Source organism: Streptomyces sp. NBC_01451 (genome assembly GCF_036227485.1).
Taxonomy (GTDB): Bacteria; Actinomycetota; Actinomycetes; order Streptomycetales; family Streptomycetaceae; genus Streptomyces.
Genome location: NZ_CP109479.1, coordinates 33,589 through 58,677, shown reverse-complemented (window position 1 = coordinate 58,677; position 25,089 = coordinate 33,589). Strand labels below are relative to the sequence as shown.

22 protein-coding genes and 2 pseudogenes are annotated in these 25,089 nt (G+C 68.2%); 16 read left to right on the top strand and 8 right to left on the bottom strand.

The features are described from left to right. Positions 1-61: 61 nt before the first annotated feature. On the bottom strand, positions 62-1,093 hold the full coding sequence (locus tag OG595_RS00295; RefSeq protein ID WP_329266602.1) for a hypothetical protein: 1,032 nt from the start codon (positions 1,091-1,093) through the stop codon (positions 62-64). A 189-nt stretch (positions 1,094-1,282) separates the two neighbouring features. Between OG595_RS00295 and OG595_RS00290 the strand changes: the two genes are divergently transcribed. The 4 genes from OG595_RS00290 to OG595_RS00275 all read left to right on the top strand — a co-directional run bounded on the left by OG595_RS00290 (position 1,283) and on the right by OG595_RS00275 (position 4,539). Beyond that, positions 1,283-1,546 (top strand): helix-turn-helix domain-containing protein, encoded by a 264-nt coding sequence (locus OG595_RS00290; protein WP_046702854.1) that lies wholly within the window; start codon positions 1,283-1,285, stop codon positions 1,544-1,546. Between the two features lie 169 nt (positions 1,547-1,715). After that, on the top strand, positions 1,716-2,570 hold the full coding sequence (locus tag OG595_RS00285; RefSeq protein ID WP_329266599.1) for a DUF6083 domain-containing protein: 855 nt from the start codon (positions 1,716-1,718) through the stop codon (positions 2,568-2,570). 2 nt (positions 2,571-2,572) lie between these two features. Beyond that, positions 2,573-3,049 (top strand): hypothetical protein, encoded by a 477-nt coding sequence (locus OG595_RS00280; protein ID WP_329266597.1) that lies wholly within the window; start codon positions 2,573-2,575, stop codon positions 3,047-3,049. After that, positions 3,046-4,539 carry a UvrD-helicase domain-containing protein gene (locus tag OG595_RS00275; protein WP_329282546.1) on the top strand — a complete coding sequence of 498 codons (1,494 nt, stop codon included), beginning with the start codon at positions 3,046-3,048 and terminating at the stop codon, positions 4,537-4,539. Before OG595_RS00280 ends, OG595_RS00275 begins: the two co-directional genes overlap by 4 nt. Positions 4,540-4,839: 300 nt before the next feature. On the opposite strand, the gene OG595_RS00270 is transcribed toward OG595_RS00275, so the two are convergent. The 4 genes from OG595_RS00270 to OG595_RS00255 all read right to left on the bottom strand — a co-directional run bounded on the left by OG595_RS00270 (position 4,840) and on the right by OG595_RS00255 (position 7,097). Next, entirely contained in the window at positions 4,840-5,352 is a 513-nt protein-coding gene (locus OG595_RS00270) for a hypothetical protein (RefSeq protein WP_329266594.1), read from the bottom strand. A gap of 149 nt (positions 5,353-5,501) precedes the next feature. Beyond that, positions 5,502-5,720 (bottom strand): hypothetical protein, encoded by a 219-nt coding sequence (locus tag OG595_RS00265; protein ID WP_329266592.1) that lies wholly within the window; start codon positions 5,718-5,720, stop codon positions 5,502-5,504. A gap of 36 nt (positions 5,721-5,756) precedes the next feature. Beyond that, a complete protein-coding gene (locus tag OG595_RS00260; RefSeq protein WP_329266591.1) occupies positions 5,757-5,915 on the bottom strand; it encodes a hypothetical protein in 159 nt (52 codons plus the stop codon). Positions 5,916-6,857: 942 nt separating this feature from the next. Continuing rightward, a complete protein-coding gene (locus OG595_RS00255; RefSeq protein WP_329266589.1) occupies positions 6,858-7,097 on the bottom strand; it encodes a hypothetical protein in 240 nt (79 codons plus the stop codon). A 61-nt stretch (positions 7,098-7,158) separates the two neighbouring features. Here OG595_RS00255 and OG595_RS00250 point away from each other — a divergent pair, with 61 nt between their 5' ends. The 6 genes and pseudogenes from OG595_RS00250 (at position 7,159) to OG595_RS00225 (ending at position 12,633) form a co-directional block, all read left to right on the top strand. Beyond that, positions 7,159-7,788, top strand: a complete 630-nt coding sequence (locus OG595_RS00250) for a hypothetical protein (RefSeq protein WP_329266587.1) — start codon at positions 7,159-7,161, stop codon at positions 7,786-7,788. A gap of 463 nt (positions 7,789-8,251) precedes the next feature. Next, positions 8,252-8,980, top strand: a pseudogene (locus OG595_RS00245) (GmrSD restriction endonuclease domain-containing protein). Then, positions 8,977-9,261: a hypothetical protein gene (locus OG595_RS00240; RefSeq protein ID WP_329266585.1), complete on the top strand. Its 285-nt coding sequence runs from the start codon at positions 8,977-8,979 to the stop codon at positions 9,259-9,261. Before OG595_RS00245 ends, OG595_RS00240 begins: the two are co-directional and overlap by 4 nt. 1,169 nt (positions 9,262-10,430) lie before the next feature. After that, complete coding sequence (locus tag OG595_RS00235; RefSeq protein ID WP_329266583.1) at positions 10,431-10,913, top strand: RNA polymerase sigma factor; 483 nt, start codon at positions 10,431-10,433, stop codon at positions 10,911-10,913. Between the two features lie 323 nt (positions 10,914-11,236). After that, on the top strand, positions 11,237-11,590 hold the full coding sequence (locus OG595_RS00230) for a DUF742 domain-containing protein (protein ID WP_443073316.1): 354 nt from the start codon (positions 11,237-11,239) through the stop codon (positions 11,588-11,590). Positions 11,591-12,117: 527 nt separating this feature from the next. After that, the gene (locus OG595_RS00225) at positions 12,118-12,633 is read left to right on the top strand and encodes a hypothetical protein (RefSeq protein WP_329266581.1); all 516 of its coding nucleotides are present in this window, start codon (positions 12,118-12,120) and stop codon (positions 12,631-12,633) included. Positions 12,634-12,874: 241 nt separating this feature from the next. Here the strand turns inward: OG595_RS00225 and OG595_RS00220 are convergent, their stop codons facing one another. Beyond that, entirely contained in the window at positions 12,875-15,871 is a 2,997-nt protein-coding gene (locus OG595_RS00220; RefSeq protein WP_329266579.1) for a tetratricopeptide repeat protein, read from the bottom strand. A 98-nt stretch (positions 15,872-15,969) separates the two neighbouring features. Between OG595_RS00220 and OG595_RS00215 the strand changes: the two genes are divergently transcribed. The 4 genes from OG595_RS00215 to OG595_RS00200 all read left to right on the top strand — a co-directional run bounded on the left by OG595_RS00215 (position 15,970) and on the right by OG595_RS00200 (position 19,309). After that, positions 15,970-16,461, top strand: a complete 492-nt coding sequence (locus OG595_RS00215; protein WP_329266577.1) for a hypothetical protein — start codon at positions 15,970-15,972, stop codon at positions 16,459-16,461. A 656-nt stretch (positions 16,462-17,117) separates the two neighbouring features. Further along, complete coding sequence (locus tag OG595_RS00210) at positions 17,118-17,345, top strand: hypothetical protein (RefSeq protein WP_329266575.1); 228 nt, start codon at positions 17,118-17,120, stop codon at positions 17,343-17,345. 74 nt (positions 17,346-17,419) lie between these two features. Then, positions 17,420-18,496, top strand: a complete 1,077-nt coding sequence (locus OG595_RS00205; RefSeq protein WP_329266573.1) for a hypothetical protein — start codon at positions 17,420-17,422, stop codon at positions 18,494-18,496. Between the two features lie 132 nt (positions 18,497-18,628). After that, complete coding sequence (locus tag OG595_RS00200) at positions 18,629-19,309, top strand: hypothetical protein (protein ID WP_329266571.1); 681 nt, start codon at positions 18,629-18,631, stop codon at positions 19,307-19,309. 498 nt (positions 19,310-19,807) lie between these two features. Here the strand turns inward: OG595_RS00200 and OG595_RS45240 are convergent. Continuing rightward, positions 19,808-20,482 (bottom strand): annotated as a pseudogene (locus OG595_RS45240) (transposase); the annotation flags it as partial. On the opposite strand from OG595_RS45240, the gene OG595_RS00185 reads away from it, so the two are divergent. After that, positions 20,376-21,122: a hypothetical protein gene (locus OG595_RS00185; protein WP_329266564.1), complete on the top strand. Its 747-nt coding sequence runs from the start codon at positions 20,376-20,378 to the stop codon at positions 21,120-21,122. The pseudogene OG595_RS45240 and the gene OG595_RS00185 overlap by 107 nt on opposite strands. 597 nt (positions 21,123-21,719) lie before the next feature. Here the strand turns inward: OG595_RS00185 and OG595_RS00180 are convergent. Beyond that, on the bottom strand, positions 21,720-22,619 hold the full coding sequence (locus OG595_RS00180; protein ID WP_329266562.1) for an SLATT domain-containing protein: 900 nt from the start codon (positions 22,617-22,619) through the stop codon (positions 21,720-21,722). 285 nt (positions 22,620-22,904) lie between these two features. Here OG595_RS00180 and tap point away from each other — a divergent pair, with 285 nt between their 5' ends. Next, positions 22,905-25,085: a telomere-associated protein Tap gene (gene tap, locus OG595_RS00175; protein ID WP_329266560.1), complete on the top strand. Its 2,181-nt coding sequence runs from the start codon at positions 22,905-22,907 to the stop codon at positions 25,083-25,085. Positions 25,086-25,089: the final 4 nt, after the last annotated feature.

Genomic DNA, 25,089 nt, shown 5'->3' with positions numbered 1-25,089 from the left:
CCAGTTGTTCCGCCCGGGCGATGTCCTGCGCTCAGCCGCACTTGTTGTCCATGCACCATAGTCAGTGCGTTCGATGCTCGCCGGGCCGTGCTGTGGTGTGCTGTGGGGGCAGGTGCCAGAAGACTTCGTCGGTTTCGCGGTTGTGGTGCCAGGCGGTGAGTGTGCGTGATGTGGTCAGGCGGTCGAGGAGCTCGGCGGTCTGGTGGGGTGAGTGTCCGCACATGCGGGCGAGCACCTCCATGTCGGTACTGTCGGCGCCTCCTGAGGTGTGCGAGGCCAGGGTCAGTGCGGTCAGCTGCAGAGCCGCAGGCCGTCGGGTTGGCGACGCCAGGGGAGTGGGGTGCAGGGCCCAGTGCGCGGCGCGGGCCCGGGCTTGGCCGCCCGGTTGCTGGGAGAGGACCGCCGCGTCCAGCAGCTGTGCCTGCGTGCGCGGGTGCTTGCCGGCTGTGCGGTGTAGCCAGCGTGTGTGTTCCAGCTCTTCCCATAGTTCGTTGCGGCCGTACAGTCGCATGCCGCGCAGTAGACCGTCGGGCAGTCGGACGTGGCCGTGGGTGTCGGAGCGTAGGGCGCACTGGAGGGCGAGCAGGCGGGCGGCGGGGGAGGTGAACTGTGGGAGCGCGGCTGCCAGGTAGGTGAGCATCTCCTTCACGCGGGTGCGTTCGGCCGGGCCGCCCGGCGGCTCGGGTCGGCACTGGACGTGTCCGGGAGGGCGTGGGGTGAGGAGGGTGGCGGGGACGACGGCGGTGTGACTGGTGGCGGCCGCGCAGGCGGCGCAGGCGTCGGCGAGACGCCAGGTGCGGCCGCTGCGGTCGCGGGTGAGGGCGAGGAGTACCGGTCCTGCGCAGCCGCGGTGGCGGGGATGCCACTGGCATCCGCGTGCCCGGCACTGGCAGGTACGCAGATGCCCCGGCAGGGCGTCAGTACGGGCGTGGCGGGCCAGATGGGTCAGGGCCGCGGACCGGGCGGAGGCGGCCTGCACGGGGTGGCCGTGCAGAGTGCAGCGAGGACAGGCCAGAGCCGGCCCGCCCGGTAGTGGGCGCAGTTCCACCGTCCAGGTGCGCTGCACCGTGGCGTGCGTGCTGGCAAGCCGCATCGGCCCGTTGCCCCCATCCGAATCCGTGCTGTCCAGGTGCCGTGCCCTCCCAGGACAAGAGCGGGAGTCGGCCGCACCGTAGTGCAGATCCCTGCCCTCCCGCAGTGTCGAGCCGTCCGGCGTCCACCTGCACCGATAGTGCAGGAACCCGCACTGACAGGGCAGGGGTCTGCACCGTCGGATGGTGGGGTGACGATCTTGCCGCCCGACCCCGACCTCACTGCGCTGCGCGTGACGCTGGCGCGGCTGAGGGACACGCGCGGCTGGACCTTCGACGAACTCGCCGCCCGCAGCGGCCTGGCCAGGCGCACCCTCATCGACCTCGAACACGGCCGCACCACCGGCAGCGTCACCACCTGGCACGCCCTCGCCCACGCCTTCGACGTGCCGATCGACCACCTGCTGGGCCCCATCTGCGACAACCACACCCCACCCGGCACCCCGGACTCCTGACCACGCTGCTCCTGCTCGCCCACCGCTCTGTGATTCACCCGAACCGGCGAGCACGCATCGAACCTTCACACGGTGACTGGCTTACGCGTTCGATGCCGCTGGGCCGCCTGGGGGACACGGCCCGGTCCGTCCCCGTCATCGCGGGGTGTCGCCTGGCACGGTCCCCGCCATGCACCCCAACACCCTCTCCACCGGCTGCCCCTGGGACGGCAGCCCCCGCACCACACCGACGCGCCGTCCGCTGCGCGTGGCCGCCACCAGCCCCAGCCGCCTGCTGCGCGCCGGCCAGAGCGGCCGCTGCCGCCGGTGCGGCAACCGCATCGACTTCTACCAGCGCACCGACCAGCGGCCCATCGCCCTGCACCCCGCCGAACTGACCGCCGCCCATGTCCCTGAATCCTGCCGCTGGCACCTGAGCAGCGGCATCGCCCACCCCCACGGCGACGGCAGCGCCTGGTGCCGCATCCCGCACACGGTGCTCTGCCCGGACCGCACCCCCACCACCCCGACCGGACCGCACCTCCAGGCGGTACGCCGCCAACTCGCCGTCCGCACCCGCCGCCTCATCGACACCGGCGCCTTCACCCCGGCCCCGGCCGCCGTCTGCGCGCCGCCCGCCGGCAGCCCCGCCCGGTCCGTCGTGCAACTGCTGCTGGGCCGCTACCTCGCCGAGACCCCCGTCGAGGGCATCCGATGTGTGGCACAGACCCGACACCGCCACCGCTGCCCGGAGCCCGTCCTCGCCCCCAACACCCCCCAAGGCCTATGGACGCTGCTCCCCGCGAGCCCGCAGCGCGGCCAACTCACCCTGCCCGCCACCCTGATGGCCGTCTACGACCTCAGCCGCCTGCCCTACGCCGAGCAGATGCGCTGGCGCACCCAGCGCTGCCCCGCCCACGCCGCCCATCCGGGCGCCGCCGACCTCGCCCTCGCCGGATGGCAGGTCTTCGACCCCCTCCTCCACGCAGCGCACATCCGCACCCGCCTGTCCCACACCGCGCCCGGCCATCACGGGAAGGGGTGACGATGCCGTACCACGCACTGGACATCACCCTGACCCGGTCCCTCACCCCGACTGAACTTCACCGGGCCGCTCGCGCGATGCCGCTCGCGGCCAACCACGACGCCACCCACCTCCTGGCTGTTGTGCCTGCCAAAACCCCGGGAAAGGCACTCAACCGACTGCGTCACCAGACCGGCGGACTGCTGCCCATCGACGTGATCACCACGCACTACCCCGACGCGGACGGCAAGATCCTCCTCAACGTCGACTTCCCGCCCGCCACGCACGCTGTTCTCCAGGCCGCCGCCGACAGAGCGGGACAACCACCCCGCCTCTTCCTGGAACTGGCCCTCCAGCGGGCCCTGGCCCGACACGCCGGCGAGGAGGTCGAGCGCCTCGACCACGCAGTCCACAACCTGCTCACCCACACCACCGCACCCCACCTCCTCACAGCCCTTGGCCGCGCCCTCACCCGTACCTCCGGAGCCACGCCGTGCTGACCCCCACCGACGAACAGCAAGCCGCGGCCGACGCCTTTCACGCCGGCGATCACCTGGCACTGCAGGCCGGCGCGGGCACCGGTAAGACCACCACGCTGGCCCAGCTCGCTCACGCCACCCGGCGTCGCGGCCGCTATCTCGCCTACAACCGGGCCATCGCCCAGGACGCGCGCACCCGCTTCCCGCCCACCGTCACCTGCAAGACCGCCCACGCCCTCGCCTACGCTGCCATCGGCCACCACTACACCCGCCGCCTGGGCGCACCCCGCCGCCCGGCCTGGCAGACCGGACAGGCTCTCGGCATCACCAAGAGCATCCGGATCGGCGAACGCGACCTGTCACAACGAACGCTCTCCAACGCCGCGCTGCGGACGGTAGCCCGCTTCTGCCACACCGCCGATCCCGCCATCACCCGCCACCACGTCCCCCACCTGCGCGGCCTGGACGACCGCGACCTGCACGCCCAACTCGCCGCTCACATCGTCCCCTTCGCCCGCAAGGCCTGGGCCGACCTCCAGCACCCCGACGACGGCGCGGTCCGCTTCGACCACGACCACTACCTGAAAATCTGGGCCCTCACCGCCCCGAAAATCGCCACCGACTTCCTCCTCCTCGACGAGGCCCAGGACACCAACCCCGTCGTCGAACAGATCTTCCTCGACCAACGCGACCACACCCAGCTGGTCATGGTCGGCGACTCCGCACAGGCCATCTACGACTGGCGCGGCGCCAAAGACGTCATGACCGGCTTCGACGGCACCCTGCTCGCGCTCTCCCAGTCCTTCCGTTTCGGCCCCCGCCTCGCTGACGAGGCCAACCGGTGGCTGGCCATCGCCGACGCCCCCCTCCGCCTCACCGGCACCGAGACCGTGCCCACCGAACTCGGCCCCCTCACCCAGCCAGACGCCGTGCTGTGCCGCACCAACGTCGGCGCCATCGCCCAGGTCATGGACCTGCTGACCACCGGACACCGCGTGGCCCTGGTCGGGGGAGGAGACAGCCTGCGCGCCCTTGCCCTGGCCGCCCACGACCTGAAAGACGGACGCCGCACCACCCATCCCGAACTGGTCCTGTTCCCCTCCTGGGGGGACCTGCAGGACTACGCAGCCCACGACCCGGCCGGACGCGATCTGCAGCCACTCGTCGACCTCGTCGACACCCACGGAACCGACGCCATCCTCTCCGCCGTCGCCCAACTCGTCCCCGAGCAACAGGCCCAGGTCACCGTCTCCACCGCACACAAAGCCAAGGGCCGCGAATGGCCCCGCGTGAGAATCGCCGACGACTTCACCCCACCCAAGGACAGCGACCAACTGGACGACACCGGCCGTCCGGTGCCCGGCCCGATCGACGACGGCGAAGCCCGCCTCGCTTACGTCGCCGTCACCCGCACCCGCCACCGCCTCGACATCGGAGGCCTGTCCTGGATCGAGGACCACCCTGCCGCATTCCTGTCACCACCACCGCGAGCCGGGGACAGGGACGCGTAGGCATCACTCCACCGGCGAGGCCGAATACCCAGACTCTGGGCAGACCACTTGCAGCCTGGCCCAGACCGCCTTTACCGGATCACGGGTCATCCGCGACGGCACCGGGGCGTCCCGTCGCTCCACGGGGCAGACGTGGCCGGCGCCCTGTGGTCGGCCCGGCCACGCCCCAGCCTGGTTCATGCAAGGAGCCGCTGCCGCCTTCGCGGAACGGCACCTCCTGGACATCGACGTCCGTACGACGCGACGGAATCGCCTGAAGAAAGCTCCGGTAGGTCGCCGACCTGCGCGGTCAACGTCCATTCATTGGAGGGTCTGGATGACCGCTGCCGCCAAACTGGCGAGGGCGGCCACGGTGGCTGCTGCTAGCAGCCACCGAATCGATTGGGTATGGAAGCGGGTGTCACGCTCGGCCCTTGCGCGTTCGGTCACGTAGTCCAGGAGCGCGCGGAGCGTTTCAGCATCCAGTTCCTCGCCCGTCCCATCCTGAGTGGGCTCGGGGTCGCTGAGCGATGCCGTGTTATGTGCACCGGCTGGTTGGTTCAAGGCAGGGTCTGCACCCCGTGGGCGGCGTCGTGCATAGCGCGCGTGCAGGGTGAAGGAGTGTTGGGGTCCAGCGTCAGTCGGATAGAAGTCGGCGCTCTGGCGAAACAGGCCGGGAAATCCGTTCAACGCGCAGGTGACAACGTCCTCAGCTAACCCAAGATCCTTTGAAAGGCCGTTGGGAGAGCGGCTCCGCCATCTCGTGAGGGCCATGTAGGTGATGAGGGCGATCAGCGTGTCCAGTTGAGCCTCGTAGCGTGCCCTGTCATCCACCCAGGCAGTGTTGCACCCTGTAGCCGGCCTTGGAAGGTGGCCTCTGGCGGGGATGGACACCGGCGCGGCTTGCCCTCGAAACCCGCCCCCGCCACAGCAGGCTCGAACGCTCAACCCGGCGGGAACGCGACCACTTCGCTCCGAAGTACTCACTTGGCAAGCAGATCCCACATCACGTCGAACCATTTCTGCCAGTTATCCACCTTCTCGTAGGTCTGCGAGTGCGGGTCGTCGTCCTTGATGTCGTAGGTGAGCGGGGCGCCGACGCCCAGCACGTCGATCGTGTCAGCAACTCGTGCTTGAACACGCTGGGCAGCGCCTTGTCCGCGCAGTAGTCCCCACCCGTTCCCGTGGACATGGGTCCTCACTCCGTCACGGCTCACCTGACCGTTTGTAACGCATGGTCAGCCCACACACCAGATCCCGACAAGAGGCCCATCACGCCACCTGTCCTGGTTCGCCGCCCCGAAGGGACCTATGGATGCCGGGAGCAGATTCTCGGCGGCGTGGGGCACCTGGGCGCCGATGACGTTCGCCGTCAGGGACAGCATGGCGGCGAACATGGTGAGGAATCCTGCACCCCCGCTCCGGCCAAATCCAGAAATAGGGCTGGACCGAATCTCGAACCTGCTTCCGGTAAATGGCTCCACCCACCGCAGACCTTGACAGGAGGACAGATCTGGGTAATCTAATCCTTGTTCAATGCGCGCCAAAATAAAGCAGCCAGACTTCACCTGCACACAAACTGCGGCGCACCGCAGTGGCGGTCCGACGCTCTTCCACTCCCCCAGTTTTCCTGGTATTATGGAGGCATGTTGAAACACGGAACTTAGCGCTAGCCGCGCACACCCAGGCGTATTCAGCCCGGAACGAGCCAAGAGGCTCGCACCGGGTTCCTTTTTGTCCAAAAAAGGGACATTTATGTAAATTTACAATTGGAGAGTGAGAAATTATGTATAAGGTAAATTTCAGCAAGAAGTCGGGCAGTGAGAGCCCTGACCAGCAACTTTGTAACTCCGGCAACTGCGGACAAGCCCCGCGGTGGAGGATGTGGGAGTCCAGGGCAGCAGCGGAGCTTGGACTTGAAGCGGCGCGCATCAACCGCGGAACGACCTGGCTGAAGGTCCTGGCGGTCACAATCGCCCTAGCGGGGAGCCTGCTCACCCTCTCCGCATGCTCCAGTGAATTCAATATCAATGTAAACCCGACGACAATCACCATTCGGAGTGAGATTCCACAGAATTCCGAAATTCCAGAAATTGCGACACCGACTGAAAGGGGTAAGCGGAATTAGAAAACCCCCTTTATTTTTCTTGACGTCGAGCTGTGGCTCGACTTTATTTATGCCTTTTTCTGGCAGGGGTGAATATTTTCTATACGGAATTTCAGGTCAGTCTTTGTGGGGTAGCAGCACACAAGCCGCTACCCCACAGGACTGTTCAGCGTGCGTGGACGACCTCGATCGGGCTGTTCGGACAGTTGGTGAGGATGTCTGCGAGAGCCGTCTACTCGACCGGGTCGGCGCTCAGCCTCCAGCGGGTCTTGATGGCGATCCGATCAGTGGCGTACGCGCACCGGTAGCCGGCTGCCGGTGGCTGCCAGGTGGCGGGTTCCTGGTCACTCTTGCTGCGGTTGCTGACCTGAGCCGACCACGGGCGGGAGTGGGAGTTCACCGGCCTCGAACCCGGTGGCAGGACGGTGACAATCGGGACGGATCCGTAGCGGACGTACAGGGCAACCGTCACGGGTGGTGGTGGGTCGTACGGGGGGCAAGGGCGCAAGCCCGCGCATTCGACCGGGGAACCAATGGGGGAGACCATGCAGATCCGTACCCGAGGCATCCGTACCACCGTGGCCGCGCTGGCGGCCGTGGCCGGTGTCGCCGCAGCCGCTGTCCCGGCCGCCGCCACCACGCCGGCCTCCGACACGCCCCGGTTCCTGGAGCCGGCCGACCTGCCGCCCTACCCGTCCTCGCCGTGGTACGCCGGAGCGGTCACGGCCGGCCAGCCCGACCCGCTGCCGATGTGCGTGGGCGACGCGCTGCCGTCCACCACCACGCACCGGGAGTACTGGACGGAGTACGACACCAACGCCCAGCAGCTCACGGTCGAGGGGCGCAGCGAACAGTGGGCGAAGGACTTCGCGGCGCTGCTGCGCAAGGACCTGGCCGGCTGCGCGAAGAAGCTCATGCAGCAGGACCCGGACATCACGGCGACGCAGAAGTACTACGGCCGGCTGAACGTCGAGGAGGGCGCCGACGTCTACGGCATCCACACAGCCTCCGCCTGGGGCTCCTCCGACATCGGCCTCTTCTCGGTCGGCCGCGACGGCGCCACCGTGACGGTCGTCCGGTGGGGCCGGATGGGCACCTTCCAGCACGCCCAGGTGGCCGACTTCAAGGCCACGACCGTCACGGCGGTGAACAAGCTGTACTGAGCTTTCTTTTTCTTCCGGTCTCGAACGGCGTCTCGAACGGCGTCTCGAACTGAGTCCTCACCTGGGAGTTCGCCGGACGTGGGGGCGGCCTTCGTCTGATCATGTGCTCCGACCAAGGTGCACGTGACCCCGACGAAGGCCGTGAGGTGAGTCTGCTGCCTGATGTTGCCCGTAGGGAAGCGGTCGCGGAAGCGTCACGCTTCCCTACGTTGTTCTGCGGGACGTGGTGAGCCCCTCGTATGGTTGACCCGCCCAGGGGCGTCGGGTGTGGCTTTCACGCTTCTGCCACTTGTGGCTTGCCCGGATTGGCCGCCCCTCTTCTCACGGATGTACGGCTCACCCGACCGTCAGCCACCACCGCTCACCTCGTAGGGGTGAGCGGTGCGCTGCAGTGACCGGGCGGGTGGTACTGGGCGGGTACGCTGCGGCCCGTATGGTCCCCGGCGGGAGGAATCAACAGGTCATGGGGCGTCAGCAGTACTGGTGGGGGCGGGGCTTGGCGGCCGTGACCGTATTCGCGGTGGCCGGCTGCACGGCCATCGACGATCCGGCGGCACCTCAGCCGAGCGACGCCAAACCGTCGGCCTCGGCCTCGGCCGGGGCACCGGGCGGCGAGGCCGGCACGGGCACGTTGCCGGGCGTGCCGTCGGCTGAACAAACCCGTACCGAGTTGGCCGGGCTGAAGGTGGCGCCGAACGGCTCGATGTCTGGTTACAGCCGCGCCAAGTTCCCCCACTGGGCCTCGCAGGGGGAGTCCTGCGACACCCGCGAGACAGTGCTGGAACGCGACGGCGCGGACGTCAAGCGGGACGGCGAATGCCGGGCGGTGTCCGGCCGGTGGGTGAGCGTGTACGACGACAAGGCGTTCACGGACGCCTCGGATCTCGACATCGACCACATGGTGCCGCTGGCGAACGCCTGACGCTGCCCGCCAGTCGGCGCCAACACGCGGACGCAGGAGAAGCGGAAGGCGTTCGCGAACGATCTGACGCACTCGCAGCTGCTGGCCGTCTCCGCCGCCTCGAACCGGTCGAAGGGCGACCAGGGCCCGGACGAGTGGCAGCCGCCGTCCAAAACGTACTGGTGCACCTACGCCCGCGCCTGGGTGTCGGTGAAGTCCACCTACGGACTGTCGGTGACCGAGAACGAGAAGACCACGATCACCGACATGCTGGGTACCTGCTCCTCATGAGCGCACACCCCTCACCGCCGGAGCAGATCGTCAGCAAGGTGAAGGCCGGTCCCGGCGGTGCGATGACGGACGAGGTCGGTGTCATCACCGGCGACCTCACCATCACCACCCGCCTCCTTGACGACGGACGCGCCCACATCGCCATCCAGTACACGGACGCAGACGAGTGGTACACCCTCACAGGCAGCCCCGTCCCCGCGCCGCCGCAGAGCCTGGCTGCTCTCCACGAACAGATCCTGGAACGGGTCCGCCACGGCGGCAGCGCCGAAGCCCCGCGCTGATCCTGTGGCACGTGTGGTTCTTCTCTTTCCGTGGGACTCCGGTCCGGCGACAGCGGGCCGGTTTGAGGCCTTCCTGGGGACGGAGAGCCGGCCGCATACGCTAAACTTGATCTTGAGCTGGTCGCCGCAACTTAGGATGGCTGGTTGCGCGTTGGTGGTCCAAGGCAAGACGCCCCGCTTCCTGCGGGGAAATGCAGGTGCAAGGCCTGCCCGGCGCTCGATATATGGGGCCCGTCCGTACACCGGACGGGCCCCGTTCGTTGCCCGGCGGGAGAACCCGGGCGGCTGCGATTTCCCTGTTCCGGCGTGCGATGCGCTCGGGGGTGTGGCACCGTGGCGGTCAGTACGGCCCGCCGTTTTCCCCCGAAACGGCGGGCCGTTCGCGTTCTGCAGGCCCGGCCAGGTGCCGCTCCGTCAGACGTTGCGTATCAGGACCGGCCGCGGGCGACGGACGGGCGGGGGTGGCCGGTAGCCGGGCAGGGAGGCGAGATGCTCGCAGACTCCGCCGTACTGGGGAAACGCAACCCCCCAGCAGCGACCCGTTCCCGCTGACTGAAGAGGAGGAAGGAAGAGGACCGCGCACACAAAGAGCACGAGCGTTCCCTCCGCTCTCATACCCAGAGCCACGAGCCGGCCCGGCAGGCGAGTTGACGTGCAGACAGAGACGCTGGTGAGGCTGGTCAGTGAGCTGGGTAGCGCCGTCATCGGTGCCGGAGAAGCCCTGCTGCTGGCTGTAACCGGCTGTCCGGGTACGCGGCGGAGGCCAACCGCTTCGGCCGAGACTATGGCGTTGAGCACCGTCCCAGGACGATCGGCCACCAGGTAGTCCACATTCGGTCACCTGGCACGCGCAGACCCCGACCTCCATGTGACTCACTTCACTTTTCGCGCGAGTGGTCTCCGCAGGCTCTAGGTAGGTATGACGGAAAGCCACCCGCAGCTCCCCGAGCAGCCGGATCCGGTTCCCGAACCGACCGCAGGCTCGGGACACAGCGAAACAGCCAGCTTGGTGTTGTTGATCAACACCGTTCTGGGAGGTCTCGGGACTCTGTACGTGACCACCAATTCAGTGGCAGTCACGCTCACTTCGGCTTTACTGGTCCTGCTGATTGTCGTCGTGAAGCGCAGGAACGGGTGCGATTCGCGTCCGGGCCGGAGAGGCGATCGGAGTGGACAGTGAGTCCGACGGTTTCACGGCGTTCTTCGAGAGTCACTATCCCCGGGTGATCGCCATGCTGGTCGCCCACCGCGGTTTCGCCGAGGTCATCGCGCAAGACGCTGCTGCCGAGGCTATGACCAGGCTGGTCCAGCACTGGGGGAAGGTGCAGGCCCCTCAGGCATGGGTCCGAACCGTCGCGTTCCGGGTGGCTTGCCAACTGGCGGGGAATCAGCAGGCCGGGCTGTCGGAGAGGGAACTCGTTGACCGCGGGTCGACGCAGGACCTGGTCGCGGCGGAGCTCGCTCTGGTCGCAGGAACCGCAATCGCGGCTCTGCCCCGAAGGCAGCAGGAAGTCATGACGCTGACACTGGTTGACATGACTCCTTCGGAGATCGCCGAAGTCCTGGGGTGCACCCCGGCGCAGGCGAGGGCCAACCTCGCCCACGCGCGCCGGACCCTGAGAAGCGCGATCCGGATGGACAGGGAGGCATGAAGATGGATCCGACACCCATCGGCGCGTCCAAGCCGGCCGATCAGGATGCCGCCTACGACCGGCTCGTCGAACAGTATTCCGCACCGGAGACCCTTTCGGCTGCGCTCGAACGGGTCACCGCCGAAGCTCGCCGACGGGCCGAAGCCGAGGAAGCGGCAGCGGGCCGGCCATCTGCATTCCCTGCCGAGGACACTGCGGATGCGGGCCGTGAGACGAACCGGCGTCTTCACCGGCACGGCGACCGCCCTCGCCTGCAGAACCTGCGAGGCGGTGGATCAGCTGGTACCGACGTGTACCCCGCCCGTTCCGGTGCGGCAGCAGTCGTGGGAGCAGTAGACGAACAACGTTCGCTCGCGCCATCCGTGATGACCGGCGGACGTACCCGGCCGCGCTACCTCCTGGCCATCGAGGCGCTCGTCTCCACCGCTGCTGAACCTCACCAGTGGGCGGGGATGCTGCCTGAACACCAGAGGATCTGCCGACTGTGCCAGGAGATCAGGTCGGTCGCTGAGATCGCGGCGCTCACCGATGTGCCTCTTGGAGTTGCCCGCATCCTTGTAGCTGATCTTGCGGAAGCAGGAATCGTCGATGTTCACCAGCCGCAGGCCGCCGAGGCCGGTAGCGCCCCTGCCGTAAGTCTGCTCGAACGGGCTCTCAGCGGGCTCCGCAAGCTTTAGTCGGCCAACAGGTGCAGTCCGAGGCAGCCGCGCGGCTGCCTGTCGCCTGGTGCTGAGGAGGCAGCGCCGGGCGGTGACCAGGGCGTGCCAACGTTCGCGGGCGGCCGACTCGCCGTCGGCCCAACGGGCGTCGGCCTGCTGCTCCGAACGGCGGCGAAGTGTCCGGGGTTGACCTGGCCCGGGTCGCGTTGATCAGATCGGTCGGCGCCGTGGTGAGGGGAGGGACTGCTCCCCAGCCGGTAGCTCCGCCCCAACCCCGGCCACGCTTGAGTAGGCAGCAGGGCGCCTCCCTGCTGATGGCCAAGTCCCGGCATAAGAAGCCGGAGTCAGAGATCGCCTCAGGGGACGGCTTGAAGTAGCGCGGACGTTCAGCTGACCAGCCTGCTTGCCCCCCGGCGACGCGCGCTGCTGACCCTGCTGTGCATGAAGCCAGCTTGCGGCTGTACGCTTGCTTTTCGACGCAATCCTTGGATGCTATCCTTGGATTTATATCTTGGCTTCAATCCAAGGATTGCTACCTTGGCTTTATGTCAAGCAATGAGAAGCCTCGTCTCATCCCGACCGGCAAGTGCTGGTGCGGCTGCGGGAAGGACGTCGGCCTAGGCAAGTTCTTCGCCGCCGGCCACGACAAGATCGCCGAAGCCGCGCTCATGGCCCTCAAGTACGACGGGTCCGTCGCTCAACTGCTCCACGCCCACGGCTTCGGCTCGCACCATTCCGTCCGCTACGCCGCCGTCACCGATCCGGACTGCTCGTGGGAGAAGTGCGCCGACTGTAACTACAGCGGCGCCCCTGCCAGCATCGCCAACCACCGCAAGAAGGATCATCCCGACCGGCATGTCCTCGCCCAGGCGATTCGCGCCCTCGGTGGCACCTGGGATCCGCAGCGCGCCATCCAGGCTCTGGGCGACCACGGTCACGCGTGGGAAGACCAACAGGCAGCGGAGAAAAGGGTCCGGCAGATCCTGCGCGACCTGTGCGCAGACGGGCTCATCATCAAAACCGACCATCAACGGGCTGTCTACGACCTCGTTCAGGAGTAGAGCCGGGGAAGCTGCGGTACTCAACAGGCGCAGATGGCTTGTCACTATGGTGGCCAGCAAGCCACCCCTCGGGTCCCTCCACGTCCTGGATCATCAGGCCCCTCGCGCGCAGCTCCTTCGGGGCTGCGTGCGAGGGGCCTCTCTGCTGCTGCCTGCCGTTCGCTTCTCCGTCCATCGAGGTCAAACCGAACGGCAAGCAGCGGACGTACTGACCTCACACGGCCCTGACCTGAGGGAAAGGTTACGACGCAGCTTCTGATCTTGACTCTGAAGCTGTGTCCGATCCGCCGACGGCAGTCGCGTGTCCATCGCTAGTCGGTCGCACAGACCCCGTCGGAGCTCCCCGGGGCTCCAGGATGCGGAGAATGGGGGACAGGAGCCTCAGTGACCAGGCGGTCCGCTGGGTGTCCGCGCCTTCGGGTGGGTCGTTGAGGGCGGTGGTGACGCGGCGCAGCAGTCGGAAGCCGCCGGTCAGCAGCCGAGGGCTGGGGCGCAGGGCGAGGACGGAGCCTGCTTGGTGGGTCAGACCTGGCCACTGGATCTGGTGGCTGAGGAGCGCTGCGAGTCTGATCGTGGCCGTGAGGGGGGCGCGGTTCGTCGGAAGATGCTCCCGCAGCAGTTCAACGAGGGGCCGGGCGATCTTTCCTTCCGCCTCCGCGATGCCGAACTGGATATTGAAAGCCCGAGTGAGGTCGTTGACAGCGTCTTCGTACCGCTGCGCGTACAAGCGGACCATGCTGCGGCCCGCCAGGCACCACGGCCATTGCGGGTGCTCGGACAGGGCCTGGTCGAAGTCCTGTTCCGCTTCGGCGAGCCGCCCCGCCTCCCACAGCAGCCATCCGCGCATCGCGAAGGCGAGCTCATACGCGTCGTCGAGGGAGATCGCGTGGTCGAGGTCGGACAGGGCTTCGGTGTCGCGGCCCAGGCCGTGCAGTGCCCAGGCTCTGAAGGTGTACGGCCAGGCTCGGCCGCGTAGGCCGTCCTCGTCCGGGGCAGTTAGGGCGCGGTCGACCTCCTGAAATGCCTCCGCGTGCCGTCCGACATCGAGGAGCAGGCCAGCGAGTTGGGCACGGTACCACCCCGATCCGGAGTCCAGGTCGGCTGCTCGCGCCATGTCGTGGACCGCTTCGTCCCACCGCTCCAATTGACTCAGGCATCGCGACCGCTCCGCGTAGGCCCAGGTGTACTCCGGATCGATGCCGAGCGCGCGGTCCAGATCCGCCAGCGCCTCCTGGTATCGCCCCTGAGCGCGGTGGAGTTCGGCGCGGCTGGCGAGGGCCCAGTCCTGCTCGGCGTCGAGTTCGACTGCCCGGTTGAAATCGGCGAGCGCTTCGGTGCGGTGCCCGGCCGTCAGGTGGACGCGCCCCCGATACACGTGGTTCCAGGCGCCGCCGGGGTGAGCGCGAATCGCCTCGTCCATGTCGGCAAGGGCGTCGTCGGCGTTCCCCATCTGCTGGTGGATGAGGGCCCGCCCCACCAGGGCGTCAGCGTGCTGCGGCTCCAGGACCAACGCCGCGGTGAAGTCGGCGAGCGCCTGTCCGTACCGCTCGGCGCGCCGGTGGAGACGCCCCCGGACTATTCGGGTGCGCAGTTGTCCCGCGGTGTCCATACCGGAGTAAGCGAGCAGTGCGTCAAGGACGGCCATGACGGCCGAGGCGTCGTCCCGGGACGCGGCGGTCAGCCGGTCTCCCCATTCGGCCAGGCCCTCGTCCGCGCTGTCCGTTGCGGCCTGAGCGAGCAGCTGCGCCCAGCGCCGGGCCGTGCCGCTCCCGTGCTCGCAGGCACGGACGGCCTCCGTGAGTGCTTCCGGCAGAGCGCGGCGCGGATCGGCGCACAGGCGGTGGTAGGTCTCGTTCGACCGGTGCTCGCGCCAGACCGTGTCGCCCCAACGTTCCGCAGTCGGCACCACCTCCTCCCGCTGCGCCCGCCAGGTGTGGAAGGTCTCCGCGAGCAGGTCGTGCGCGGCATGCCAGCGGGCGGGTGACTGGGTGCGCTGCAGCCGCAGCATGGGAGCGCGTACGACGTCGTGATAGCGGCACCGCCCGGCCTGGTCGGTGACGAAGGCGAGTCGGCGCACCCAGGAGTACTGCTCGGCGGCCTCAGGCGGGGCAACGGCACGGTAGACGTCCTCGTCGAACTGTAGAGGCAGAGCCAAAGCAAGGGCGGCGGCCCGACGCGGGGGATCCGTCTCCCATTTCAAGAACCGCTCCACCGCCGTCCCTGACGGGTCGCCCACAGTATGGGCCGAGTCGGGCCCGGCCTGCGCCAACGTGTGGACCAGTACGGGGAGTCTGCCCGACAGGCGCAGCACGACCTCGACGACCCGTTCGTCGGTGACGCCCCGCAGTGCCAGAAGCGCTCGCGCCTCCTCCTCGGTGAACACCTCCAGCGGCACCTCCGTGACCAGGTCGAGCCAGTCGCCCCAGCTCCGGGCATCCAGACGGCCCTGTCCGGACAGCACGATCTGGACGTTCGCCGGCAGTACGCCGTGCACCTCGCCAAAGGCGATGTCGCGCAGCCACTCGTCCAGCACCGGTCCTGTCCGCTCGTACACGTCGAAGAACAGCACCACCCGTGGCCGCCGCCGCGCCACCTCGGCCAGGTCCTGAAGGAACACCGGGGTCAGGCCGCGCACAGGGTCCATGACGAGCCGTACGTCGTCGTGGGATCGCAGCCGTGCGCCGAGCGCGGCCCGCAGCCGGTCCGCGCCCTGGGCTACCTGCTGCGGATCGACCGCGCCGGCGAGCGCCCCCACGACCGGCACCATTCCGAGGCCGACGAGACCCACCTGCGCGGCGACCGACCCTGAGAGCGAGGCCGCGAGCGGTTGCGCGGCACTACCGTCTTCCGCGGGCATCTGGGTGTCCCGCGCCGACTGCGTCTCGTGGTGGCGCTGGCGGAACGTCGCCAGCAGCTTGTCGAACCGGCGCAGCTCCAGGCCCTGACGGCCCAGCCGCTCACCGATCTCCTCCATCGCCTCCACGGCGCTGTGCACACTGTCGTCGAGGTAGACCGTGGTCGCGCACTGTTCGAGGGCGACCGCCTCCCACTGCCGGACCAGCGAGGTCTTGCCCACACCGGCGTTGCCGCGCACGTGGAGAAGGAACTGGTAGTCGTCGCCTTCCGGATCCCGGACCAGGTTCTCCCGGAACGCGTTCATCTCCCCGTGCCGGCCCACGAAACCGCTCCGGCGACGACGCCGGATCAGCTCCTGCCGCGACGGTCGCTGTTCTGCCATCCCGCACCCCCCGGCCGCCAGTATGGCAAGGTGCCCCGCGGCCTGGACCCGGATCATGACGTCCTCCCGCCGCCGGGCGGACACCCCAACTCCATGCCGTGGCCAGTGAGTCGGTCCGGCCGGTCCTGGAGGCTGAGATCCGCAAGGTTCGTCCCGGCTACACCGCCGCTGTTCTGCAGTCCTTCCGTGAGGAGCCGGAACCGAACGGGCCGGGCATGCCGGTGTTCGGGTGGCGTCTTGTCCACCCGGTCGGCCCGGACACCACCTGGGAGGACACCCGCGATGCCGCCGCGTGGAACACCTCCCAGACCATGGTCGGCTGGCTTGGCTACTACGACCACGTCCCCGAGCTCCAGCGGACCGAACTTGCCGGCCTGCTGCGCAAGCACGGTGTCCCAGTCGTGCTCTGCGTGGATTGCGGCGAACCCATCACCGACCGCCACCCGCGGTGGACCGGCGTCTGGGTCACGCCCGACAGTGAGTACGGCCCGGTGTGCGGAGAACCCCACGCCCGTCCTATCGCTGCCAAGCCTCTGCTCGGGACGTTCACCGACCAGGACTTCGGCGCCCCACACCGTCCCGACGCCTGAGAACACGACCGCAGGCGCGACGATGGAGCCGCTCTGAGCATGCGGCAGGGCCCGGCGGAATCCGCCGGGCCCTGCCCTCTTGCCGTACGCCCTTCAGCCCGCGAGAGTCGTCATCGTCGGGCGGAAGGAAGTCCAGTGGCTGACCTGTTGGCCGTGCCACCTTGCGGAGGTGCCCCGCTGCAACGGGGCCTCCTGCGTTCTGCGGTGCGTGTCCGGACCGTTGGACCTGCGCCTCTCCTGTACGCGCATGCGCGGCCCGCGGGCCGCGCGCGTCGCGCACGTGGGAACGAGTTCAAGAATGGGGGGATAATTGACCTCGGCCAAGAGCTGTAGGCAGACACTTTCCCCTGTCCAAGCGCCATCCCGCTTGACCTGCACTGATGAGGCAGATTCGCGGGTTGTTAAATCCGATGGCGAACCATCCTTTGAAAAATTCCGTTCCGACCTTTAAATAACAGGTCGGCGCTTTATTTATGGTCTGCCTCCAATGGGAACTGAATCGGCATTGTCAGGCGTAAGCGTGGGTAACGTGGGATTCGCTGACACCTGTGGCTGCAACTACTGGCGTGAGTCAAGTCCCGTGCCCTGCAAGGCACTTGAGCACCAAGTTCCGGACCGCTAGCTGACCATCCGCCTCCTGTTGGGAGTCAACTTCCTTGTCGTTCCTGCTTCCTGAGCCCGTTCCTGCTGAGCAGAACGGGCCGTGCGCGCACACCCCGGCGAGCACTGCCAAGTCCTCGCCGCTGGCCTCCTTACTCCTGCTGGTCATACTCCTGGCCGCGCTGTTCGTCCTGCTCGCCCGCGGGATGAAGCTGGAGGAGGCCCTCGCCATCCTGGGGGCCGGCGGTCTCCTGGCCGCCGAACTGCGTCAGCGTCTGCTCTGACCCGATGCCCTGCCGGGGCCCGTCTCACCGACGGGCCCCGGTCCTGTTCCGGGCTCGGGAAGGAGATGGACGCCGTGGCCCGTCCCATGAAGCAACTGCCCCACACCAACGACCCACTGGTGGCCTTCGCACGCGACCTCCAGGCGCTGCGCAAGGAGGCCGGTGACCCGCCGCTGGCGATGATGGCCGAACACAGCGGGCTGTCCACCGCGACGCTGTCCAACGCCCACGCGGGCAAGAAGCTCCCCACCTGGGCAACCGTCAACGGCTACATCCTGGCCTGCGGCGGCAACCCCGAGAGCTGGAGCGCGCGCTGGGAAAGCCTGCGCCTGGCCGCCGCCGGCTTCTCCGGCGATCTCTGCCGCGAGGCACTGAGCCGCTGGGAGCGCACCGGCAACCTCACCCCGCCGCACGCCGTCGACGAAGCCCAGCTGCGCGAGCTCCTGAAGACGCTGCTGGACTTCAACGGGCTCAGCCACCGCACCCTGGCCCAACAGGCGCCCGGCTATTCCCATGTCACGTACGGGGCCGTCCTGCGCGGAGCACGCCCGCTGAAGGCGAAGATCCTCTACCAGATCCTCATCGGCTGCGGCGTCCACTCCCTGCGGAGCCAGGAGGCGTGGTTCCACCTCCTGAGCAGCTTCTCCTGGAGGGAAGGCGTGGAAGGCGGCAAGCTGCTGGCCCGGGTGGACCGGCCCCTGCGGTATGCCGGCGACATCGACCTGAAGATGCTCAAAGCCATCCTCGAACGCCTCGAGCGCGGCCGCGGGCTGTTCGCCGCCGACATCGTGTCGTACGACAGCATCAACGCCCTGCGCACCGCGTACGAGGACATGCTGGCACTGCTGCTGTCCTCACTGCAGCGCTCCCACGTCCAGCTGCCGCCCAAGCTCGGCTACGCCTTCAATCGGGTCGTCGGCGAGCTGCGCAACAGCTCGATCCCCAACCCGGCCGCCATCGCCGCCCTCGTCCCGCTCGCCATGCCGTTCCACCCCCGCCTGCGCACCCGGGTCGTCATGGCGCTGAAGAACGCGGGCGAACTGCTGCACCGGGCAGAGACCGGCGAACTGAACATCCGGGGGATGGCGGGGCTCCGGCTTCCGCTACCGCCGCCCCTGCACGTCCAGCGCACCACGCCAACCGCCTCGTAGTTCCCGAGCGCGTGACCGGAGCCGCGGTCTCAGCCGGCGGTGCGGCCACTGCGCGCTGTACCCCCGCGCGGTAGGGCGGCAGTCGGGTAGGGCAGCATCTGCTCAGTTCCCGCCTGACCGTGAGGGGTCATCATGCATTCCACCCGCCGCGTGGCGTCGGCCGTGCTGTTCAGCTGCCTGATGCTCGCAGGCTGCTCACCTACTTCGCTCGGCACCTCGGTCTCGGACGCGTCGGCAAGCGCGAATCCGGCTGCCGGTCCGTCGGGCGCGAGTGCCCAGGGCGGGAGGCCAGGACAGGCGATCGCGGTGGGGGCGGGCCCGCAGAAGACATACACCGTGCAGAAGCAGCCCGCCGCGGGCACCTGCCACTACCGCTACCTCAAGGGCGAGCCGCTCGAGGACCCCACGTGCACGCCGGGCGCCATCTCTCCGGCGGTCACGCAGTCGAATCTGAAGTCGACGATCTGCCGCAAGGGCGGCTACACCTCCAGCATCCGCCCCTCCACGTACGTCACGGGCAAGGAGAAGAAGCTGAACGCCGCCTCCTACGGCTTCACCGGCCGTATGAGCGATGCCGAGTACGACCACCTCATCAGCCTCCAGCTCGGCGGTGACCCCAACGACTACCGCAACCTGTGGGTGGAGCCCGCCGACCCCGGTCACAAGAAGGGCTCCGGGGTCAACAACCTGAAGGACCCGGTGGAGACGAAGCTGCACACCGCGGTCTGCAAGGGCACGGTCACCCTCGCCGCCGCGCAGAAGGCCATCGTCACCGACTGGACCACCGCGCTCAGCAAGCTCGGCCTCGGCTGAGGCGCGGTGAGGGCGGTCGGGCAGCCACCCGCCCTTGCGCAGCGGCGACTTCAGCCAGAGACGGCGTTCCGGGGTCGGTGCGTATGAGACCGTGGCGGTCATCTGGCCCGTCGCTTCCCCCCGTAGCGGCGGGCCAGGCTCTTCTCGGTGAGTGAGGGCGACGCCGTCACGCCGGTCCAGCCAACCGACGTGCCCCCCTGGTTTAGGGGAGACACGAAACGCCGCTGCGGAGCTGAGAGCGGGTCAGGCCGCCGGCGGCTGGCTGGAGGGGCCGGCCTGGTCGGAGGGCGGGTCCAGCTGCTGCTGGCGGCGGCGCTGCTCGTTGCGGTGGTCTTCGACGCGCTGGGTGAACTTCTTCAGCGCCTCGTCTTCCCCGTCGGGACCGAACTCGCTGTAGGGGCCGATGCCGAGGGTGACGGCGTTGGCCTCTTGCTCGATGGCGTCGGCGGTCTGCTGGAGGAAGTACTGCGGTTGAACTCGCAGTGGCGGGCCGGTCGATCATCCGGCACTCATGATCAGTCCGGTCTCGGTGAGGCAGCCGTCGATCAGTTCCGGACGGTACTGGATCTTCTTGAGTTTGCGCTTCATGACGCGGGCCAGGTGGTCGAGGTTGGCGGCGGCGAAGTCGGCCAGACCGCGCTTGACCAGTGATCAGATGCCCTCCTGCGGATTGAGCTCAGGAGCGTACGACGGCAACTGGAACACCGTCAGCCACTCCTCGTTCTCCACGAAGAACAGCGCGAGCTCGTCGAACAGATGGACGTTGAGATTGTCCCAGACCCAGACCGCGGGGGCCTTGAGCTGGTTGTGCGCCACGACGATCAGGTCACGGTAGTCCTGCCATCCGAAGTTCTTCGCCTCACCCTTCCGCCCCCGGTACACGTGCAACCGGTAGATCAGACGCGATCGTTCGCCGCTCCTGTAGCAGACCAGTCCCGCCACAGAGACCCGTCCCCGGTTCGCGTCACGCACCCGCACCTGCGGTGTCCGGCCGCACGGTGCCCACGTGTGCCGCCTTCGGCGGCCTCAGCCCCTGTCCTGCCTCGTCCTCGAAGCAGATCTAGGCGTGCTGGGCCGCCGCAGTGGCTTTACCGTCTCCCACACCTCGCTCCGCCACCGCTCAACACTCGCGTCGTCCCGCTCCAGCGCCCGCCTCGCCGGCACCTGCGGCGACGAGCGGCCCGAGTTGGCCGCCGCCCTCTCCTGGATCGAGGACAAGAAGGTCCAGGATGCGGCAACATCGTTCAACATGAACGAGGTCATGGCTGCGTTAGGTGGAGCCGCGATCGGTGGGGGGTTCGCGTTTGCAGGAGCGCTTGCGCAAGCCCGCAGCGCCCGAGCACAGGCGGACGCATCCCGCACAGCAGCTAGGCATCAGGCGGACATCGCTCACAAGCAGTGGGTACGGAGTGGCAGAGGGTCTGCATGCTTCGAGTTCCTGGCTCTGACCCTGGGCATGACAGATCAAGCGTTCAAGCTCCACTCTTGGAGAGAGCTGCTGGGTAGGCGGAGAAGCCTTTGGGAGAAGATCCGTACTCGGCGGGCCGAAGCGAAGGTCGAGACTGCCATCGATGAGACCCTGAGGCAGATGCGGGCCACCCTCGCCGTGCTCGACCTTTACGGTCCGGACGAGGTCGCTATCGCGGCACACAGAGTGGAAAGAGCCTGTGTGAACCTGCACATGTGTTGTGGGGGATGGACGAGGCTTCCACCGCTTGCCCCGTTCGACTGGAACACAGATCTCTCCGCGGTGCTACGGGCGCGGGAGGAGTTCTCTCAGGCCGCTCGCCCGTATCTGAACACCACTGTGTAGCATCCGCTGCGTCGCGCACGCCTCGCTACTTGGACGCACTTCTCGGGAGCCGATGCCTACGCAGCCTGAATCGCGCTTGAGCGGTGACCGCGGGCCCGTGCAGCCATCGAAGTGCCGGGTCCGATATGGGCTTCGCCGACAGCCTCTCGACGTCTCCACGTAAGGCGTCCGGACAGATCGCGGCGACCAGCAGGCACCGCGGCCCTGAACCCACGGCACGCGCCCTCTGCGATGAGGCGAACGAAGCCAACGGCGTTCTTGTGGGCAAAGCCCTGATCGTATCCGCTAGACTTGATCTTGAACTGGCCGCCGCAACTAAGGGCGGCTGGTTGCGCGTTGGTGGTCCAAGGAAAGACGCCCCGCTTCCTGCGGGGAAATGCAGGTGCAAGGCCTGCCCGGCGCTCGATCAAAAGGCCCGTCCGCGCACAGGGCGGGCCTTTTGCGTTGCCCGGCGCCAAAACCCGGGCGGCCGCGATGTCACTGTTCCGGCGTGCACCGCGCCAACGGGTGTGGCAACCGTGAGGGTCAGTCCGGCCCGCCGTTTTCCCCCGAAGCGGCGGGCCGTTCGCGTTTCCCGGCTCGGGGGTGAGCCTGTCGTCAGGCTGGCGGTGACGCCCCCGCTGGTGGGGCTTGGTCGGCGGGCTGGTCCAGCTGCTGCTGTCGGCGGCGCTGCTCGTTGCGGTGGTCTTCGACGCGCTGGGTGAACAGCTTCAGCGCCTGCTGCTCCTGGTTTGGGCCGAAGTCTTTGTAGGGGCCGATGCCGAGAGTGACGGCGTTGGCCTCTTCTTCGATGGCGTCGGCGGTCTGCAGCAGGAAGTAGCTGCGCTCGCGGTACTTGTAGTAGCCGGTGAAGGCGGCTGACAGCGTGACGGTGAAGCCGATGGCGACGATCGTGACGTTCTGCCAGGTCAGCTTGTTACCGGTGTCCAGGGCTGCAACGGTCGTCGTGGCTGCGGAGCCGATCATGATGAGGTTCTGCAGCGCGTTGTGGACGAGCCGGTACTTGCGGCTGTCTGCCCGGTGCTGCTCGATGACCCCGACAACATCCTCGCGGTAGAGGCTGCGCCGTTCCTTCAGCGTCGGGTAGTAGAGGGAGCTGAGGAACCGCAGTTCCTCGCGCTTGGTGTCAACTGCGTTCATCAGGTCGGCCAGGCGTGGGCCCCGGCGCGGCACAGTCACGATTACGACTGCCACAGCGATCAGTATGAGTGTGCCGCAGATGATGGCGATGCGGAGAAGCGTCGCGGGGGAGTCCCAGGCCAGGACGGCCCAGCCCAGACCTGTCAGCAGGGAGACACCGGCAACGATCAGCGCCAGCAATCCGATCTGGACGGCCGTCGTGCGGCGGGCCAGTTCCCGATCCGCTTGCTTCACTTCGTGCCGGAGATCGCGCAGCTTGGACCTTTCCGTGGCTGCCACTCTCCGTTGTTCGGCGCTGAGGTACTCCTCAGCATCGTTCATGCGGCTGGACGCGTCGTCGTCAAGACTGCGGTCCACGGAGCCCCCTCATCTGCCGTCTGGAATCTCACCGACCCTGCCACCTCAGCCGCGGCCGTGTCAGGGCGTTGATCAGCCAGTCACCAGCGGGATTGCGTCCCCGAGGCCCATGCAGCCGTGGGGACCGCAGGTTGTTGCCTGCCAGCGAGACGATCGGCCAGCTGCGGAGCGGGGCTGGCCGGCGACGAGCTGCACACCACCTCTCAAAATTGAGCGATCCAATGCGCGATTTAACGAGCGACCTAATGCGCGATTGATCTAGGGTGTCTAATGGAGGTGAGCCCTGTGCCCACTGAGAACGAGCTGCTCAGCGCTGTCGATGCGCTGCTGAACCAGGTCGACCAGAATGACCTGCCACCGCCCGCTGAGCGCAAGCGGCTGCGCGAGGCTGCTGAGCTGAGTCAGACCCAGATCGCCCAGGCCCTTGGCACCCGCCGGGAGGCGGTGGGGAACTGGGAGACCGGCAAGACCGAACCGCGCCCGCCGCAGCGCACTGCCTACGCCCAGCTGCTCAAAGGGCTCGCCGCGCGTTTCCCCGCCCCCGACAGCGAAGCGGCACCCGAACCTTCCGTCCCCAAGACGTTCACCGCCGCGCCCGCCCCGGCTCCGTCGGCGCCGATCGCCCCGAAGGCGCCCGCCCGCCCGGCAACGAGCACCGCCAGGCCGTCGTCGACGTCGCGGCGCCCGGGCGCGAAGAGGGCCGCGAAGGCCACCACTTCAACGGCGGCCGTGGTCGACCCGCGCTTCGAGAACGGCCCGCTGGCGGTCGTCGACTGCGAGGACGGGCAGGTGTCGGCGTACTGCGTCGGCGGCCTGGTCCTGGACGTGCCCGCCAAGTCGCTGCCGGCGCTGGTGGACTGGACGCTTGCCGAGGCGAAGCTCGGTCAGGCCCGGCTGCACCGCAACGGCCGTGACGCCGACCCGGTCCTGGTCCTCACCCCGTCGGCGCTGGAGCGCTACGGCCTGCCCGCCGCCCTGTCGGATGAGGACCGGCGCGCGGGCCGGCTCCCGGACAGCCACAAGGTGATCAAGCAGATCAAGAAGGCCGAACTCCAGCTCACCCAGCTCGGGTTCGGGCCGTGGGCGCGGATCTACCGGGACCCGGAGGGCTCCCGGCGCCGCTGCGTGCAGGTGTGCATCCCCTCGTGGAACGCGCTTGACGCCAGGGAGTGGGACCACAAGGACGACCCGCAGATCCCGTCCATGCACCCCGCCGACCTCGCCCGGTATCTCGGCACGTACGCACAGCTGGTGATCACGCCGCGCGGCACCGCGTCGACGACCGGCCTGGAGCTGATGACCGCGCTGCGCCCGCCGACCCGTGCGGAGAAGGACGAGACCACCGGGAACTTCGAGCGGGCGTTCAACGCAGACGCGCTCACCGCGGTGTACGACGTCGTGGAGTGCGAAGTCCCGGACGAGCACCCGGTCCTGAAGGGCCGGTTCGAGCGCCATCACATGCGGACCCCGGACCAGATGCTGATGGAGGAGCCGTACGACTGGTGCCGGCCGCTGACCGATGACGAGTGCCGGAATCCGTACCTGGTCGCCGTCGACATCAATATGTCGTTCGCGGCGGCCGCCAACAGCCTCACCGTGGGCCTGGACGGCCCCACCCACCTGACGAACCGTCCGGCGTTCGACCCGAAGCTGCCCGGCTCGTGGCTGGTCGACCTCTCCCACGTCGACCTGGCCCGCGTAAAGGTCAACGGGCGCACCGTCGACGCAGACCGGCTCCCCTCGCCGTTCACGCCGAAGGGCGACCGCCCGGTCGGCCCGGCCTGGTACGCCACCCCCACCGTCGCGTACGCGGTGGAGCTCGGCTTCGAGGTCGCGCCGATCGAGGCGTACGTGCGGCTCCAGTCCGGCCGTTACCTGGACCCCTGGTACAACCGGCTGCGCGACGCCTACGTGACGGTGATGGCCGACCTCGGAGTCACCACCGCGATGAGCGGCCACGAGTTCCTCGATGCGATGGCCTGCTCCAAGAGCACCGACCCGACGATGGCGCTGCTCGCGAAGGCGATCAAGGCGACCGCGAAGGGCGGCATCGGCAAACTGCGCCAGCGCAACCGCGGGCAGGTGCCGTACTACGAGCCGTGGCCGGCACTCAAGCGGGAGACGTGGCGCCCGGACATCCGGGCCGCCGTGCTCGCGAGCCAGCGGGTCGGCATCCACCGCAAGCTGATGAAGACCGCCGCCACAGCCGACCTGTACCCGGTTGCGATCGGCACCGACGCCATCGTCTACCCCTCCCCAGGCCCGTCCCCGCTGGACGTCCTGCCCTACACGGAAGAGGGCAAACCGGTGCCGGGCACGTTCCGGCTCGGGGTCTCGCCGGGGATGGTCAAGCACCAGGGCACCCAGACCGTGCTGTGGGCGGAAGCCCAGTTCGAGGAAGCCGGCGCGGTGTTCAACATCGCCAACCTCATCAAGAACGACCCGACCGCCGGAGAAGGGGAGTAACCGA

Excerpts from the sequence above, each read along its gene's own strand:
- OG595_RS00225 (WP_329266581.1), top strand. The coding sequence starts at position 12,118 with ATGTCAAGCAATGAGAAGCCTCGTCTCATCCCGACCGGCAAGTGCTGG.
- OG595_RS00250 (WP_329266587.1), top strand. The coding sequence starts at position 7,159 with ATGGGGGAGACCATGCAGATCCGTACCCGAGGCATCCGTACCACCGTG.
- OG595_RS00200 (WP_329266571.1), top strand. The coding sequence starts at position 18,629 with ATGCATTCCACCCGCCGCGTGGCGTCGGCCGTGCTGTTCAGCTGCCTG.
- OG595_RS00260 (WP_329266591.1), bottom strand. The coding sequence starts at position 5,915 with ATGTTCGCCGCCATGCTGTCCCTGACGGCGAACGTCATCGGCGCCCAG.
- OG595_RS00285 (WP_329266599.1), top strand. The coding sequence starts at position 1,716 with ATGCACCCCAACACCCTCTCCACCGGCTGCCCCTGGGACGGCAGCCCC.
- OG595_RS00220 (WP_329266579.1), bottom strand. The coding sequence starts at position 15,871 with ATGGCAGAACAGCGACCGTCGCGGCAGGAGCTGATCCGGCGTCGTCGC.
- OG595_RS00295 (WP_329266602.1), bottom strand. The coding sequence starts at position 1,093 with ATGCGGCTTGCCAGCACGCACGCCACGGTGCAGCGCACCTGGACGGTG.
- OG595_RS00280 (WP_329266597.1), top strand. The coding sequence starts at position 2,573 with ATGCCGTACCACGCACTGGACATCACCCTGACCCGGTCCCTCACCCCG.
- OG595_RS00240 (WP_329266585.1), top strand. The coding sequence starts at position 8,977 with ATGAGCGCACACCCCTCACCGCCGGAGCAGATCGTCAGCAAGGTGAAG.